At 37.1% G+C, this 16,494-nt stretch carries 16 protein-coding genes; 8 read left to right on the top strand and 8 right to left on the bottom strand.

What is annotated here, in order from left to right:
• Positions 1-378: 378 nt before the first annotated feature.
• From NSU02_RS15445 to NSU02_RS15425, 5 genes are all read left to right on the top strand, one after another.
• The gene (locus NSU02_RS15445; protein WP_339193254.1) at positions 379-1,590 is read left to right on the top strand and encodes an ABC transporter substrate-binding protein; all 1,212 of its coding nucleotides are present in this window, start codon (positions 379-381) and stop codon (positions 1,588-1,590) included.
• A gap of 89 nt (positions 1,591-1,679) precedes the next feature.
• On the top strand, positions 1,680-2,540 hold the full coding sequence (locus tag NSU02_RS15440; RefSeq protein ID WP_094246385.1) for a branched-chain amino acid ABC transporter permease: 861 nt from the start codon (positions 1,680-1,682) through the stop codon (positions 2,538-2,540).
• Complete coding sequence (locus NSU02_RS15435) at positions 2,541-3,533, top strand: branched-chain amino acid ABC transporter permease (RefSeq protein WP_339193253.1); 993 nt, start codon at positions 2,541-2,543, stop codon at positions 3,531-3,533. It abuts the gene before it with no gap.
• Positions 3,530-4,285 (top strand): ABC transporter ATP-binding protein, encoded by a 756-nt coding sequence (locus tag NSU02_RS15430; RefSeq protein WP_339193252.1) that lies wholly within the window; start codon positions 3,530-3,532, stop codon positions 4,283-4,285. Before NSU02_RS15435 ends, NSU02_RS15430 begins: the two co-directional genes overlap by 4 nt.
• Positions 4,278-4,982: an ABC transporter ATP-binding protein gene (locus tag NSU02_RS15425; RefSeq protein WP_094244608.1), complete on the top strand. Its 705-nt coding sequence runs from the start codon at positions 4,278-4,280 to the stop codon at positions 4,980-4,982. The genes NSU02_RS15430 and NSU02_RS15425 overlap by 8 nt, the downstream gene beginning before the upstream one ends.
• Positions 4,983-5,355: 373 nt before the next feature.
• Here the strand turns inward: NSU02_RS15425 and NSU02_RS15420 are convergent, their stop codons facing one another.
• On the bottom strand, positions 5,356-6,645 hold the full coding sequence (locus tag NSU02_RS15420; protein WP_130158449.1) for a globin-coupled sensor protein: 1,290 nt from the start codon (positions 6,643-6,645) through the stop codon (positions 5,356-5,358).
• A 257-nt stretch (positions 6,646-6,902) separates the two neighbouring features.
• Here NSU02_RS15420 and NSU02_RS15415 point away from each other — a divergent pair, with 257 nt between their 5' ends.
• The gene (locus tag NSU02_RS15415; protein ID WP_094245809.1) at positions 6,903-8,264 is read left to right on the top strand and encodes a transposase; all 1,362 of its coding nucleotides are present in this window, start codon (positions 6,903-6,905) and stop codon (positions 8,262-8,264) included.
• Positions 8,265-8,892: 628 nt separating this feature from the next.
• Here the strand turns inward: NSU02_RS15415 and NSU02_RS15410 are convergent.
• Complete coding sequence (locus NSU02_RS15410) at positions 8,893-9,099, bottom strand: DUF1657 domain-containing protein (RefSeq protein ID WP_063387284.1); 207 nt, start codon at positions 9,097-9,099, stop codon at positions 8,893-8,895.
• Between the two features lie 75 nt (positions 9,100-9,174).
• Positions 9,175-9,390 (bottom strand): alpha/beta-type small acid-soluble spore protein, encoded by a 216-nt coding sequence (locus NSU02_RS15405; RefSeq protein ID WP_063387285.1) that lies wholly within the window; start codon positions 9,388-9,390, stop codon positions 9,175-9,177.
• A 249-nt stretch (positions 9,391-9,639) separates the two neighbouring features.
• Here NSU02_RS15405 and NSU02_RS15400 point away from each other — a divergent pair, with 249 nt between their 5' ends.
• Positions 9,640-9,885 carry a hypothetical protein gene (locus tag NSU02_RS15400; RefSeq protein WP_144597080.1) on the top strand — a complete coding sequence of 82 codons (246 nt, stop codon included), beginning with the start codon at positions 9,640-9,642 and terminating at the stop codon, positions 9,883-9,885.
• A gap of 84 nt (positions 9,886-9,969) precedes the next feature.
• Here the strand turns inward: NSU02_RS15400 and NSU02_RS15395 are convergent, their stop codons facing one another.
• The 5 genes from NSU02_RS15395 to NSU02_RS15375 all read right to left on the bottom strand — a co-directional run bounded on the left by NSU02_RS15395 (position 9,970) and on the right by NSU02_RS15375 (position 15,184).
• Entirely contained in the window at positions 9,970-10,167 is a 198-nt protein-coding gene (locus NSU02_RS15395; protein ID WP_144597082.1) for a hypothetical protein, read from the bottom strand.
• 126 nt (positions 10,168-10,293) lie between these two features.
• Positions 10,294-11,337 carry a YheC/YheD family protein gene (locus NSU02_RS15390; protein WP_339193251.1) on the bottom strand — a complete coding sequence of 348 codons (1,044 nt, stop codon included), beginning with the start codon at positions 11,335-11,337 and terminating at the stop codon, positions 10,294-10,296.
• Complete coding sequence (locus NSU02_RS15385; RefSeq protein ID WP_339193250.1) at positions 11,324-12,676, bottom strand: YheC/YheD family protein; 1,353 nt, start codon at positions 12,674-12,676, stop codon at positions 11,324-11,326. Before NSU02_RS15385 ends, NSU02_RS15390 begins: the two co-directional genes overlap by 14 nt.
• A complete protein-coding gene (locus NSU02_RS15380; protein WP_094244613.1) occupies positions 12,660-13,769 on the bottom strand; it encodes a YheC/YheD family protein in 1,110 nt (369 codons plus the stop codon). Before NSU02_RS15380 ends, NSU02_RS15385 begins: the two co-directional genes overlap by 17 nt.
• A 53-nt stretch (positions 13,770-13,822) precedes the next feature.
• Positions 13,823-15,184 carry a YheC/YheD family protein gene (locus NSU02_RS15375; protein WP_339193249.1) on the bottom strand — a complete coding sequence of 454 codons (1,362 nt, stop codon included), beginning with the start codon at positions 15,182-15,184 and terminating at the stop codon, positions 13,823-13,825.
• A gap of 120 nt (positions 15,185-15,304) precedes the next feature.
• On the opposite strand from NSU02_RS15375, the gene NSU02_RS15370 reads away from it, so the two are divergent.
• Positions 15,305-16,432 carry a DUF445 family protein gene (locus NSU02_RS15370; RefSeq protein ID WP_339193248.1) on the top strand — a complete coding sequence of 376 codons (1,128 nt, stop codon included), beginning with the start codon at positions 15,305-15,307 and terminating at the stop codon, positions 16,430-16,432.
• The last annotated feature ends 62 nt before the right edge of the window (positions 16,433-16,494 follow it).

The following is a 16,494-nucleotide window of genomic DNA, read 5'->3' as shown; positions in this document are numbered from 1 at the left end:
TGTTGCTTTTAAAAGCACAACCTAGCAAAACTTGGTGAACGAATGGATAGCATATTGTTGTTATTAAACAAGAGTTTACATACGAAGAAAATTAAGTAAGCTGCTTAATTGCAGCCATGCTGGGAATTAACAGATCAAGCTGGATAAATTCACAATGATTGGAAACCGCTGTGGACAACTTTATAAATTTAAAAATTATTCATTCGTTGCACATTCTGAAACAACGATGTTGTGAAGCCAATCTGCAGGCAATAATATAAAAAACAATAATAAAAAAATTTGGAATATTAAAAAATATAAAGAAGGGAGTGAAAAGCTTTTTAACCTTGCAATTCAAAAAATGAAAGCGTTTAACTAATGCTTTTAGGGGGGTATAAAATGGTGGGAAAAGGTAAATTTTGGAGTGTTCTTTTTATTACTATAATGTTGATTTTATCAGGTTGTTCAGGATCGGCTGTAAGCAATAGCAAGTCTAATTCCAGCGGTGAAAAAGATACAATCAAAATTGGCGTCATCCTTTCTTCAACTGGAACATTCGCTCCGCTTGCGGAAAGCATTAAAAACGGATTTAACCTTTATCTTGAAGAAAATGATAACAAGTTGGGCGGAAAAAAGGTGGAAATAAAATTTGAAGATGATGAAGCAAACCCGCAAGTTGCTTTAAGGAAATATCGCCAATTAGTCAAGAATGAAAAAGTAGATATACTTGTTGGACCAATTTCTTCAGCAGTCGCTTACGCATTGAGAGACGAGGTGGAGAAAGACAAAATTATATTAATTGATGCCAATGCTGCCGGAAACGATCTTTCCTGGAGCAAAAAAAGCGATTACATTTACCGCCTGTCATTTTCCAACTGGCAAAATGGCAGCAGTGCTGGAGAATATTTAGCAAAAAATGTTGGAAAAACAGCGGTAGCGATTGCACCCGACTACCCTGCAGGAAAGGAAGTTGTTTCCGCTTTTAAAGAAGCTTTTGAAGCTGCTGGCGGTAAGGTAGTAAAAGAAATATACCCTAAATTAGGAACGAATGATTTCGCAACGTATCTTACTGATGTAGCCCAAGTAAAGCCTGAACTAGTTTTTACATTCATGGCAGGCAGCGATGGAATTCGGTTTGTTCAGCAATACAATGATTTTGGCTTAAAGGGAAAAATTCCGCTGTCAGGTCCAATGGAATTTGGCGATCAACTGATCCTCGAACCTACTGGTGAAGCAGCAGAAGGAATCATTTCTGGCATCCTGTACTCGCCTTGGCTAGAAAATGAAGAAAACAAAAAGTTTGTAGAGGCATATCAGGAAAAATACGGAAAGCTGCCAAACACTTTTTCAGTGGGAGGCTATGACTCCGCAAAAGTCATAGATATAGCGATTAAAGAAGCAGGAAGCACAAATGCAGAGGATTTAATAAAAGTCCTTAAAGGGATTTCCTTTGACAGCCCACGCGGACCAATTACGATTGATCCAAAAACGAACAACCCAATACAGAATTTCTACATCGCAAAGAACACAAAAAAGGATAATCAAATTGTCCCTGAAGTACTGGAGACAGCCGAAAAAGTAACGATGCCTGAAAAAGCTCCTGCAAATTAGTCCATGTAACAGGATTGGGATCTGGGGCAAAGTTCTCCAGTCCCAATTTGTCGTTTCATAAATTGAGAAAGTGGGGGATCGTTTTGTCATTGTCTATATTTTCTGTACAGCTATTAACGGGATTAGCGTATGGGATGCTGTATTTTATGATAGCAGCAGGGTTGACGATTATTTTAGGAGTTATGAATATTGTTAACTTGGCGCACGGTACATTATTTTTACTTGGATCCTATATGGCCTTTACCTTTATGAATCAACAATTCAGTTTTTGGATTGCTTTATTGCTATCAGTTGCTGTTACGGCTGTGATCGGGATTATTATTGAAAAATTATTTATTCGGCAAATTTATGGGAAAGAGCTTGAGCAGGTGCTGCTCACATTTGGTTTAGCCTTCGTTATTGCGGATACCGCAAAGTGGATTTGGGGTACAGAGCCTCAAACGATGGCTGTCCCTGCTTTGCTCGATTCGTCGATCTCCATTGGACCGATGGTTTTCCCTTTTTATCGGTTGTTTGTTGTTTTAATTGGCTGTCTGCTAGCGCTGCTTCTTTGGTATTTTGAGAGCAAAACTAGAATCGGTGCGATTATTCGTGCAGGTGTGGATGACAGGGCAATGGTTTCAGCTCTTGGAATAAATGTTGGGGTCGTATTTACTGGAGTTTTTGCTTTCGGTGCAGGATTAGCTGCGTTGAGCGGAGTATTAGGAGGACCGTTAATCGGGATGTATACAGGTATGGAATCAGACATTCTCGTTACATCATTAATTGTTGTAGTGATCGGCGGCTTAGGTTCGTGGAAAGGCTCTTTCATTGGTGCAATTCTCATCGGATTGATTGAGACCTTCGGCAAGATTTGGTTTCCTTCATTATCAATGCTAATCGTATTTCTTCTCATGGTTGTAGTATTAATTATCCGTCCTCAAGGGCTATTTGGAAGGGAGGTGGCATAGTTGAAAAAGAATATTCTAATTTTCATTGTATTTCTGCTTATTGCTTTCGTTCTGCCCTTCGTTTTAAGTGTGTATGGGATCGATCTTGTTTCCGAAATCTTCATTATGGCTATTTTTGCCATGAGTCTTGGTTTAATAATGGGGTATGCAGGAATGGTTTCACTAGGTCATGCAGGATTTTTCGGAATTGGAGCCTATACCGTGGCACTTCTCGGACCGCATATTCCAAATTCCTACTTGTTACTATTTTTTTCTATCTGCATATCTGGTCTTCTTGCATTAGTTACTGGCGCGATATTTATACGCACTTCGAAATTTTACTTTTTAATGATTACTCTTGCTTTCGGACAATTGCTGTTTGCTCTGGCTTGGCAATTAAAGCAATGGACTGGCGGAGCAGACGGCATGAAAGTTTCCGCTCCTTTGAATCTCGGTTTTGGCGAAATTGTCAGTCCTATAGGGATTTATTCCGTAATGGCAGCAGCTTTTATTATTGTTTATTTACTGCTTAGATTTTTTGTTGAATCTCCAGTCGGTAAAGTTGTCAAAGGAATAATGGAAAACGAAGCACGAATGAGTGCATTGGGGTACGATGTACGCATTTATAAGCTTTTAACATATACATTTTCCGGAGCCCTAGCAGGATTTGCAGGATCTTTATACGGATTTTACAACCTTTTTGTAAGCCCAGATGTATCGAGTTGGATGTTTTCGGGTCAAGTTATGATGATGGTAATAATTGGAGGAGTTGGTACACTGATTGGTCCGGCAATCGGAGCTGGTCTATTCATTTTTTTACAGAACTTTATCAGCACGTACACAGAACGGTGGCCAATTATAATGGGAGCCCTGTTAGTGATTCTTGTGCTGGTTGGCAAAGGTGGAATTATCCATTGGTTTGCTTTATTGAAATCTAAGATTTTTTATAAAAAACGAAAAAATAGCGATGATTACGCTCCGCAGCATGTTGAAAAAGAGGAGGTAGTCAATTGAGTATATTAAAAGTAGAAAATATAAACAAATCATTCAAAACATTACAAGTTCTTCAAAACGTATCATTGGAAGTTCAGCCAGGAGAACGCCATGTTATCATCGGCCCTAACGGTGCGGGGAAAACAACTCTTTTTAATTGTATTACAAATGTCCTGCTAATTGACTCAGGAAAAATATTTTTGGAAGGGCAAGAAATAAGCAATATGCCTTCCAGTAAATTGGTTCATTTAGGAATGTCGCGAACGTTTCAAAAAAACAACTTGTTCGGAAATTTGACAGTCGAAGAAAATCTTCATCTTGCTTTAACAGCAACGAAACGATATCGCTACCAAATGTTTCATGCGTTGACAAAGCATATCGACCTCAAAAAAGAAACAGATGAAATCCTTGCACAATGGGAGATTTCTACACGCAGAAATGTCAAGGTGAACAATCTTTCCTATGGAGAGCAGCGGCTTCTTGAGATTCTGCTAGCGATGGCGTCTAAACCGAAGATCTTGCTTTTGGATGAACCGACATCAGGAATGTCTCCAGCAGAAACTGCACAGACAGCTGAAATGATTCAAAAGCTTCCTCGGACAGTATCTATACTAATTATTGAACATGATATGGATGTTGTATTTTCCATTGCTGACAGAATTACTGTTCTTCATCACGGAGAAGTGATATTAAGCGGCACTCCCGAAGAAGTTCGAAACAATGAAGAAGTAAGGAAAATTTACTTTGGGGGAGGTGCAAAAGCTCATGCTTGAGCTTCAAAATGTCCATTCTTACTACGGAACGAGTCATATTCTTCAAGGCGTTTCATTTTCAGTTCCAAGCAAGAAATGTGTTGCTCTTCTTGGGAGAAATGGAGCAGGTAAATCAACAACGATTCATACGATTGCCGGGCTGCTTAAACCGCGGAGGGGAAAAATTCAATTTAAGGAACGGCAGCTGAATAACCTGTTGCCTCATCAAATTTCGTGCCTTGGAATTGGATTCGTTCCACAAGGAAGGCGGATTTTCCCTTCTCTTACCATTCGTGAAAACTTGACAATGGCTGCCCGTAAAAATTTAATAGACCGAAATAATAATTGGGATTTGGAAAGGGTATATGAATTATTTCCTGTTTTAAAAGAAAGAGAAAAAAATATGGGTACTGAGCTTTCAGGCGGACAACAGCAGATGCTTGCAATCGGAAGAGCTTTGATGACAAATCCCAGCTTTTTATTAATGGATGAACCATCGGAAGGATTAGCCCCTGTCATTATCGATCAGGTCGGCGATATAGTTGTAAAACTGAAGCAGGAAGGACTTTCGATCTTAATGGTTGAGCAAAATATATCACTCGCATGCAAAGTAGCAGATGAAATTTTAATTATGAACAAAGGTACTATTGTATGGCAGGGCAGCCCAGATGAATTAATGAAAAATAATGAAATACAACATAAATATCTTGGGGTATAGAAAAACACCACATAACATTTGGAAGAATATGAGGATATATGTTCAATATACGAGCATATATCCTTATTTTTTTAATCTCCAAGCAAAACGATAACGATGTTAGAACTGCGCAAACAATTTTTATAGATCCTCGTACTATTAAATTTGTACAGAACCAAAGTACTTGTTCAGCTTTTTGTGATTCATCCAGAAAAAGAAGGTAAAACATTTGCAACAAGCGGATTTGCCGACGGTACAGGCGGTATGGTGATTTATGAAACAAACATCTCCCGGCCGCCCTCCTTTTCATCTATCTATTTTATGGTTCAGTACCAATAAAAACCCCATCTCTCCTAAGTTCGGAATGATGGGGCTCAAGCGTCTGAAAAAGAATTTATATATGATTGGCCAGCTTTTTTAAATGTTCTGAAGTCTCATTGATTTGCGCAATGAAATTTGTTATATCATCAATGATTTCAGCAAAGTTTTCGAGTTCATTTTTCGTCTTTTCAGTTTGTTCTTTATTTTTGTCGAAGGCATACAAAATATTGTCGAAGAATTGGTTCATCTCTTTCATTCTTTGCGAACCATTGCCTGTAAGCTCTGTTACTTCCACAATAGATGAAGCGATATCGTTAATTTTCGCTCTGATTTCCTCAATTAAATTGGAAACGCCAAGCACGGAATTTTTTGTTTCTTCCGCCAGCTTTCTCACTTCACTAGCAACAACAGCGAATCCTTTCCCGTATTCCCCTGCACGCGCTGATTCAATTGCGGCATTTAGAGCCAGCAAGTTAGTTTGTTCAGCAATAGAAGTAACAATCGAGACGACATGATTAATTTTTTCAGAAGTTTGTTCAAGCGACTTTATTTTTAAAGCAATATCATCTGTCCGTTCTTTTATATTGACCATTAAACCGGAGTGAAAATTCAAGTCTTCTCTCCTTGAACTGACTTCTGCTTCGGTTGATGCCGCTGTTTCAAAACGATCAACTGCAATTAAGGCAAATTGTTTGGATCGTTCGTTAATTTTTTGTATAGCTGAATTGGCTGATTCAATAAGATCAGCAAGACGAATGGAGGTTTGGGCGATGTTTTCATGAAGCTCCTGTTTTTCCTTTTCGATTTTTTGCCGTCTTTTTAAATACTCTTCATTATATGCTTCCAACACAATTTGCTGTTCAAAGTTCAACATTTTTGCAATGGTGACCACCGCTTTATGATAATCTTCCTTCGATGGACACGCTTTCGCAACAACGGAAAAAATTGATTTCTGTAATTGCTGGAATGAACTCATGTACCAGATCGTATCTAATCCAATGCGGACGTGGGCTACAGCAATCCGCTTCATTCTTGTTATATCTTCATCTGTTAAGGATCCGCTAAACATAAGCAGCACATGTTTTTTCAATCTTTCCTTCTGTTTTTCGATCGAGCTGTATTTATTAATTAAGTCAATCAAAAATTGTTCTTGATGGAGAGCATCATAAAATGCATCGATAATAAACTTTATGTTTTCTTCAATCGCATCTTTTAATATAAGAGTACAAATAAGATCATCCTTTGTTAGGCCAACCATCGCTAATTGTCTTTGATATTTTTCATCAGTCACTTCAAGTTTTACTTGTTGAAGATCTACTTGTTTTTCAAAAAGTGATGGAACTTGTTTTCTTTTTTTAAACATTGGTTGATTTCCCCTTCAAAATTCATTATTAGTGTCCACTGTATATATCGGCAGCTAAATAATAATTTTTTCGATTATTTTTTAATTTCTCAACTTTCTCACAGTAAATTGGATTTCTAAGCCTTACGGTTAATGGGTTTGTTGGTTGTTTCGAATACTTCTTGACATAAAAATTTGCAAAAAAAACACCTCAACTTTTGGTATAGTTTAATTGTCCAGAAAAAACATTACCAAAAGCAGGTGAGGTGTCTCTTATTATGATAACGAATAACAGACTGAACAATCAACTACCAAAAGAAGTAAAAGCTATATTTGATGAACTTGAAATCTTAAAATATTTAAGGAAAGTGGGAATTAACAAGGGTTTCGGTTATTCCTGCGCCTATTTATTCCAGCTAGTTTTTAGTTTAGTTTTTGAAGGCAAAAATTTGTTTCGACTTCTTCAAAGTAAAAAAGCTAAAGATTTGCCGGAAAAAAACGCTATTTATCGCTTCTTAAATAACCCTCAATACAATTGGCGCAGGTTTTTACTTGTTTTGAGTACTTTCACCATTATGAAGGTAAGTAGTTTAACGAGACACGACCGTCCGAAAGTGCTGATCGTGGACGACTCATCTTATGAACGAAATCGCAGTAAAAAGGTTGAACTGCTTGCTCGCTGTTTCGATCATTCTTCTCAAAAAATGCGTTATTACAAAGGATTTCGTATGCTTACACTCGGCTGGTCAGATGGTGCTACATTTTTGCCTATTGATTTTGCTTTATTAAGCTCTACGAATTCCCAAATCAATGGGATTGATAACCGAATCGATAAGCGTACATCCGGTTATAAGCGGCGTGTCGAAGCTTTACAAAAAGCGCCGGAAGTTATTCCCAATATGATTAAACGGGCACTTTCTCAAGGAATCGATGCCTCATACGTTTTAATGGATACATGGTTTACCCAACAGCCTTTGATCAAGTCCATTGTGGATCAAGGGTTGGATGTTATTGGAATGGTGAAGGATACAAAACAAAGATATCAAGTGAACGGTGAATGGGTGAGCCTAAAAAAACTATACCAAACAGCTAAACCATCACAACATCAAAAGGGTATTTTGCGCTCTATTCACACAACGATGGCAAATGGCGTACCTGTTAAAGTGGTATTTGTCCGTAATCGTAATAAAAAGAGACAGTGGCTAGCTATTTTGAGTACAGACTGTACTTTATCGGATCAAGAAATCATTCGTATTTATGGGATACGTTGGGATATTGAAGTATTCTTCAAAACAGTCAAATCCTTATTGAAACTCCAAAAAGAGTTCCAAGGAAGATCTTATGATTCCATGATCAGCCATACCACTATTGTGTTTACAAGGTACATTGTTTTGTCTTGGCAAAACCGAGTAAGTACAGATTATCGAACATTAGGCGGCATTTTTTATGAACTTTGTGATGAAATCGATGAACTAGATTGGGCCTTTGCACTTCAACTACTCATTGAAATTCTTGAAGATGCACTTCAAAATGTAAATCAAAAGATTAAAAAATTCATCGAAAGTCAATTACGTAAATGGATTGTAGTTTTGCCTAATTATATCAAGGCTTATTTACCAAAATTGAGCTGCGAAAGTTGAGTTAATTTTTATTCTAATTTGTTAAATTTTATATTCAAAAATGAATGATGTTTTATAAAGGCGAAGATTTTAGTATGGTGTAAAACTCATATTCGCCGAAAAGCACATTCCGAGCAAATAACCTGTAGATGATGTTGCAGCTGGCGGCATGAATCAAGAATTTTTTTATAATCGACAAAATGCGCGTGCAGTCAAGACTTCCATGATGACGCTTTCTTTAACAAAATGATCTTCAGTTTTTATTCCCTTCCCCCCAATATTTAGATATTTTAGCAAAAAGATGGAATATCTACCATAATTTTTTTGTTTTTTGAATATTAATTCGATTGTTTGGCAGTCTATCTCAATGTGATGATCTAACGGATATCTAAGGTTTTTATAGACGATTTATTACTGCAATTGTTTTTAGAAAGATCAGATTTTAAATGCTTATAACAACTGCTCGAACGAAAGGGGGAAACACGACACTTCGTGAGTGGATTTGAAAGTTGAAGAGAGGTGCGATTTTCCTGTAATGGAATGAAGCTTGGAAGGATTAGAATTAACAGAAATAGAAAGAGGAAGCTGAATTGGAAGGGTTCAAGCACAAAATGGGAAATATCAGGAGAGTGAATGGTCCCCTCCTGATTTATAGCTGTTTAAATTGCGGCTCTTCGTTTTGAATGTAATTTAGCCTCGCTTTTAAATGGTCAAGCACTTCCTGTTGTTGTTTTGCAAGGTTTTGGTATAACTGCTTAGCTTGTTGATCTTCTGTTTCCAGTGCGAAGCTATGTAAGTTCGCAACCGCACTTTCACAGCTTGAAATAGTTTCCATCAATTTTGTACCAACTGTCATTTGAAAAACCTCCTTATTCTCAAATAAAAGGAGACACGGGTAGTGCCTCCATAGCCATGAATATTAATTTTTTAGTTATTGTTGTTGGAAACCGCCAATTTGTTGTTGAGCAAGTGCAACTAAACGCTTTGTGATTTCTCCACCAACAGATCCATTGGCACGGGAAGTTGTGTCTGGTCCGAGATTTACACCGAATTCTGTTGCGATTTCGTATTTCATTTGTTCAAGCGCTTGTTGTGCACCAGGAACTAAAAGTTGGTTAGAGTTGTTGCTGCGGTTTTGTTGAGCCATAATTTTCAACTCCTTGTGAAATTTTTTTTGGCTGGGTTAGCTGGAGTTGCACCAGCGTGAATCAAAAGATTCACTGCCAAACTCGGCTTAACCCACCGGGATGTATGGTGTTCATTAAGTAGTATGAGTAGGATGTAAAAATCTATTCGAAATGAGAAATGGTAATTTCTGTTTTGTGTCGTTACTCTGTAAATCAGACTAGAAAGGGAACATTATACATAAATCAACAACAAATAAAGGAGTTTTCACATGCGAGCCTGTCCGTTATGCAATGGATTTCAGCAACTTCATAAGTATTGTTCCAAATGCGGAGGCATTTTATTAGATGCAGGGAAAATTACTGACTATTTAGATGACTACAGTGCTTATATGGAAATGGACTTGATGAAGCTTTTAGATGGAAAAAGAGATTCACTAAAAAATCATCAATGCATACATCTTTTATATTGCAGCCAATGCCATGAAGAAGAGCATGCAATCATTCAGGAAACATAACGAAAGGGGCTTTTTAAGCTTTAAGCTCTGAATTCTTTTACAGCTAAAATTTAAAAAACCTGATGTGTTTTTCAAACATCAGGCTTACTTTTCGTTAATTTTCTCTATGTCAAATGGCGGTTCTTCTTCCTCGAGGTCCCTTGCTTCTTCAATATTGGTCGCATTGTAACGGTAGTGAACAGATCCTCCTGAAAGACCCTCATTAATCATTCTGTCAATGTCCATAAACGATTGATCACGACCTTCATATAGCGAATCTTTTACTTCCTTATCTTTATCCATAACCGTATTACCCTCCTTATTCACTGGAATTATTCATTAGGTTGCTCAGGAAAAGGGAAAATTATAAAAAGAATGTATGATATCATGGATGATTACAAAAATTTGTGGCTTGTGCATCCGTTTTTATCAAGTTTTTTTGAAATCGATTCGATTTTTTGCTAAATGATGGAACAATTTGCTTAGCTGGACAATTCCGTTTTGGAATATGTCTTTTTCATCGAACACCATCGGTTTCGAATTAACCTCATAAATAAAAATATTTCCTTTTGTATCAATTCCTGCATCAATAGAAAATTCCCCAATGAATTGAAAACATTGAGAGAGTGTGCTGCCAATTTCATGGCAAATAGTTTCCATTTTTTTAGTATCGACACGGTTTTTGACAAAGGAGAAGGGAAGGATAGAGCCTCCATGTACTACATGTGTTGTGATGTTTTTAGATGCGCGCACGCCAATTCCCGAAATAACATATTTGTTTTGACTGTAATGAACGAGAATGCGCAAGTCGTATTTCTGACTGTTAATCTGATCGGAAACGATCTCCTGCTGCATCATATACGGCTCGTTTAGAATGTGTTTTATTTCTTTCCAAATATTTTCCAATGAAGATTCATTTTTTATAGAATTTACCGTTTTGATAATGTAGTTATGTTTGGATTCGGCTGTTATTTTAATGATTCCTTTCCCTTGGCTTTGTCCAACAGGCTTTAAATAAACGGAGGGGTATTTTTCAAAAAATGTATAAAAATCTTGTTTCGATGTTGCTAATTGCGATTCAGGTATGACAGGAAGAAGGTGCTTATTTTTTTGCAAACAAGTAATGACATCCCATTTATTAAAAAAATGTCTGTTGAAATATGGGATGTTTTTTTTGTTTAAAGAGCGGAAAACGAAATCTGTTTTTTGAACTGTATCGCGAAACGGATAGCGATTATAGACAACATCTGGATATAGAAACTTTTTTTTCAACCAGCGATTTTCGTTCGGTTCATATATATAGCCGACGATCGATTTTTCTTTCATGCCAGAAGGTGTAAAAACAAAGCTTGAACTGTTCTGCTCAGTCAAATGTCTTTGTATAGCTTTAAATAACGAAATGTTTCCATAAAAAGAACCGCTTCGATCGTTATCACCAGCTAAAATTCCGACGAGCATTTCATGGGGCATCATAGATCTCCTCAGTTGAAATTGTTTTTTTCATTAAATATTCGGCATATTGGAATGGAAAGCGCAATGTTAGCCGGTCTTCTTGCTGCAAATCTTTATGCATAAAAATGGAGCGGCCAGGCTTCGAGTTCGCTTCAAATAGCCATATGTTCCCGTTATTGTCGATGCCGAAATCAAAACCGATTTCTCCGATTTCACCGTCCATTTTGCGATCAATTGCCTTGCTAATAGAAAGAGCCGCGGTGGAAAGTGAACGGTAAATGTCCTCTTTATTCAGCGGCAATGATAATTCATGCAAAGATTTTATTGTTCCTCCGTTTTTTACGTGTGTTGTAGGATTTCCCTTTCCGGCCAATTTCGCAGCGATTGCACTGACAAGCCAGATTCCGTTTTCGTTCTTGTTTGTGTGCACGCGGAAATCGACAGGATTTCCACTCGATTGAAGAAGGGAAATGCCTTGTTGAGCAATATATTGATCTAATGATCGCTGTGCAAAAAAACGCTGCAAAAAGCCTTCAATAGAAGAGAACAGCTTCAACTGGCCTTTTCCGTTCTCATCATAATAGCAGCAAAGAATTGATCCATTTTTCCGATTTTTCACCAGCTTAAATATTCCTAGGCCAAGGCTTCCGTTTTCAGGTTTTAAATAAATCGTTTGAAAGCGGTTAATCAGCTGTTCAATTGTTTTTATAGACGGAGCATGATATGTCTCCGGCAAGTAATGCCTTACTGTCCCATCTTTGGATAAAATATGATGGACATCCCATTTGTTGAAAAAGCCTGAGTTGAAAAGCGGAATTGAGCGCATAAATAAGTTTTTTTTCGCAGACTGAAAGTAGTCTGAGTTTTCTACCTTCCGATTTGGAAGACGATCATAGATGACATTTGGAAATGGAACGGTTATTTTTACCCATCCGGATTCATTGAATGAATAGCCTTCAATCATCTCTAAATCCCAATGAATTTGATGTATCCCAAATACAAAACAAAAAGCGCCTGTTGAACAGCCGTTGACCACTAATTTTGAAAAAAATATCGATCTGTCGCCTAATGGGCGTAAAAGGGATTTATAAAAACCTGCTGTGAAAATGCCGACAACGGGGCCTAAAAATAGCGTTTCACTATGGACTAAAGCTTTGATCCTAATATTTTTAGGTAAAAGCAGAGATTCGGCAATATCTTTTGAAATATAAATGCTTTGGCTGTCTTCGTGATGGAGAATAGAACGGCACGCTATTTTCCGTTTGCCGAAAGAGATCGATTCGATCGTTACATGGGAAAAAGAGCTAGGAAGCAAAACGGTTTGGTTTAGGTGGTCTGCCTGTTTAATTTGATAAATCATTTATTTCCACCCCGGTTTGTAGAGAGTGTTGCAAGTAGCGGGCATAGCGGACAGGAGCTTCGTACAGAACTGTTTTTCTCGCAGGATCTGTTTTTAAAACGACATTTCTCCCTGGTTTAGAATTAATATCTAGAATCCATATCGTTTCATTTTGCAAATCAATGCCGATGTCCACACCAAGCTCAAATAAAGGAGCAAAATTTTTTTCAATTTTTTGCGGAAGATGGTGAGCAAGCTGTTCGATTTGGTTATAAATATGGTTCAATCGCTGCCTTGGAATATCTTTTTCCCATTGTTCAAGGGAAACGACAGAACCGCCTTTTGACAAGTTGGATACATACGTATGTTTTTGACCGATTCGAATTCCTTTTCCTTGCATAATCCATTGACCGAACTCGTTTTTTTGAAATAAAATGCGCAAGTCAAATGGACGCTGCTGTTTGTCCTTTAAAGGGAGCAATCGTTGAAGAATGTATGAGTCAACTTGTCTCTTCGCAAGAAATGGTTTTAATTGATTGAAATGTTTCAAACGGACGATCCTTTGATTCGCTCCAATGAAAAAGTATAGAAATAGCGTTTCCTTTTCTTTTTTAATTACAAGCACTCCTTTTCCTGAACTGCCGTGAATTGGTTTTAAGATACATTCCTCATATGATTGCAAAAATGTATAAACTTGATCGGGATGTTGGAAATATTCTGTTTCAGGAAGATATTGATAAATGAATGGATCAGTTTTTAATGTTTTATATTGTTTCCATTTATCTGGGAATCCGTAGCCTAGAAAAGAAACATTTTGTTGTATTTTTAATTTTTGAACGGCTTTTTTGTTTTGAATGGAAGCAGCATCTTTGCCATAAAAACAGCGGTCATAAATATAATGTGGAAGTTGAAAAGTACTTCGCTCCCATTTATTAGATGTTAAATTGAATGTAAATCCCGTTAACGTACCATTTGCGAATTGTACGTCCAACGGGCGAAACATAATACATTTCATATTCAATTTTTTTGCCGCTTTTGAAATATTTTTAAAATAGGCTGCTTCATGAAAATATTTATTGACTAAAAATCCGAAAGACAAAAGAGGTTCTGCCACAAATATCCGCCTGCCTCCGTTTATCTATATTTACCCAATTATTATATGAATCGTTATGAAACATCATAACCGCTTATCAAGAAACAATAACGGATGATTGCTTTGGCAGACGGACGAATGGAAGGATTGAGAGAGTATTCAATATTTTTGGATGGCTTTGTATTGACTTCTAAAATCCATGGTTTCTGATCCTCACTTACAGCCATATCAATTCCAAATTCCCCGTATTCTCCCTCCACGTTCATTTCAACTGTTTTGGCGGCTTCCAGTGCTATTTCTGAAAGAATGCTGCAAAGATGTAAACAAGTGCTTTTGTCAAAAATGTCAGATAAGATTTTTTTTATTTTATACAGCTCACCGCCTTTAGCTAAATTGCTAACAAATTGATCTTTAGCGGAAAGGCGGGCGACAGAAGAGGTTATTTTCCAGCCCTGATGATTGATTTTATGGCATAGAAACCTGAAATCAAGCGGTCGATTATCCAATTTGATTGTGTCGATTGTCTGCTGAATAATATGCGGTTCTCTTTTGAGATATGGAAAGAGATGTTTATACATTTCCTGAAAGGAATGAAAAATAATTGGTTGCTCGCTTTTACCGGGATCGGTAAAGTATATTTCGAAAAGATCGTTTTTATTTTTCAAGCGAATAATTCTTCTCCCTTGACTGCCGTTAATCGGTTTAATAAATACGTCTTGAAAATCATTTACAAACACTTGCAAATCTGATTTTTTTGTTAAAAGCATCGTTTTTGGAAGGTAGGGAAGAAGATGCTGGTTGGACGCAAAAATTTTATGAATTTCCCATTTGTTTAAGTAGCGGTGGTTAAACACCGGTATATCGTTTGCAGCTGCAAATTGCAAAAACTTCAAATATTTTTGAGAACACTCTAATTTTCTTGATCGAATCCGATTATAAATCACGTCAGGACAAGGAATGGTTTCCTTTTTCCAATTTTGATGAGATAAATGAAACCCTTTCTTCTGATTTTGCTGCAGATCAGTTAATGTTGAAATACAAAAAAATGCGCCAATTTCCGCACAGTAATTCGCCATCTCTTTACAAAAATCATCAATATTTCCAAACTGGATTTTTTCATCGTCCTGAATAGAATCAATCAATACACAAATGACCGGTCCGAGTTTGAAGGTGTTGGTGAATTTATCATACTGAAGACGAAGCGTTAAAGATTTTATAGGAAGATGAAGAGCGTTGTAAATCTCTTCACTGGCATAAAGAACGATTTTTTCGTTTCGGATGAAGGAGGCTTTTGTTTTAACTGTTTCTTGGCCGCAATGTAAGGAAAACGTTTGGATCAGTGGAAGGGTCAAAGCTTTTTGCAAAGAATCGCTTATTTCCATATAGAAACCGTTTTTTTCTTCGAGTGGAATCATTAAAATTTTTGTTTCTGCCATTTGAATTACCCCGTTTGCTTACAAATGTTAACCGATTTATAATATTAACTTAGGTAAATCATGCTATGATATCGTATGTCTGGCAGTTGATCTTGTGAATAAACAGTGAGGAAGATGCAAATGGAATTTATATTAACATCAGCTATGATGGTCGTAATTAGTGCATTTATTGGCGGTGTTACGAATTACATTGCCATTAAAATGCTTTTTCGCCCATATAGACCAATCTATTTGTTTGGAAAAAAGCTTCCCTTTACGCCAGGCCTTATTCCGAAACGCCGGGATGAGCTGGCTAGGCAGCTAGGAAAAATGGTGATCGAGCATTTAGTTACACCAGAAGGAATCAAAAAGAAAATGGAGGAGGTCTCCTTCCAGCAGAAAATACAATCATTCCTGCTTCAATCGATAGATGCTTGGCTTGCCAAACAAAAAACTTTAACGGAATTACTGGAAGAGTATGGAGTATCCAACAGCAAGGAAATGATTGCCACCCGACTTGAACGAGCGATTGAAAAAAGCATACTTCATTTTTTCAATACAGATCAAAAAGTCAGTCATTTTTTGCCGCAAGAATGGAAGAAGAACATCGAATTGCAAATTCCTAGTCTTGCAGAATGGATTGCAATGAAAGGCGTTCAATATGTTGAAAGTGATGAAGGGAAACAAGCGCTGCAAAGAATGATCGATGACTTTCTTCAACAAAAAGGAACGTTTGGCGGCATGATTCAAATGTTTTTAGGAAACTTGAATATCGCAGATAAAATTCAATTAGAAGCAGCAAAGTTTTTTCGTCATCAAGGGACGATTGATCTGATTTATTCCATTCTTTTTAAAGAATGGAGCCGATTGCTTGAAATGCCGGTTTCTGAGTTCACAAGCAGGATGGACAAAGAAAAGACAAGCTTGTCCATTGCAAAACTTATTTCGGAAAAAATACGTATCTACGAAACATTGGATAAACCAATTTCAGAGCTTATCCAGCCGTATAAACAAGCAATTATGGAAAAAATGCTGCCAGCTGTCATTTCCAGCTCTGTTCTTTATTTGCAAAACAGTGTGGAACAGATTATGAAAGCCTTCGATATCGATGAAATTGTGACGGCACAGGTAGAATCCTTCTCGGTTGAACGTCTCGAAGAAGTTGTACTGACTATTTCCAAAAGGGAATTTAAAATGATTACCTACTTAGGCGCTCTCCTTGGTGGTATAATCGGGTTCGTACAATCGATTATCATTCTGTTTATTTAATCCCATGAAAACAGGCAAACCGCCTGCTTCATGGGATTTTTTACATATTAAAAGAACAATTG

The organism is Aeribacillus sp. FSL W8-0870, assembly GCF_037963755.1.
GTDB classification, from domain to species: Bacteria; Bacillota; Bacilli; order Bacillales; family Aeribacillaceae; genus Aeribacillus; species Aeribacillus composti.
The sequence above is the reverse complement of the archived record's forward strand: the minus strand, read 5'-3'. Positions and strand labels throughout refer to the sequence as shown.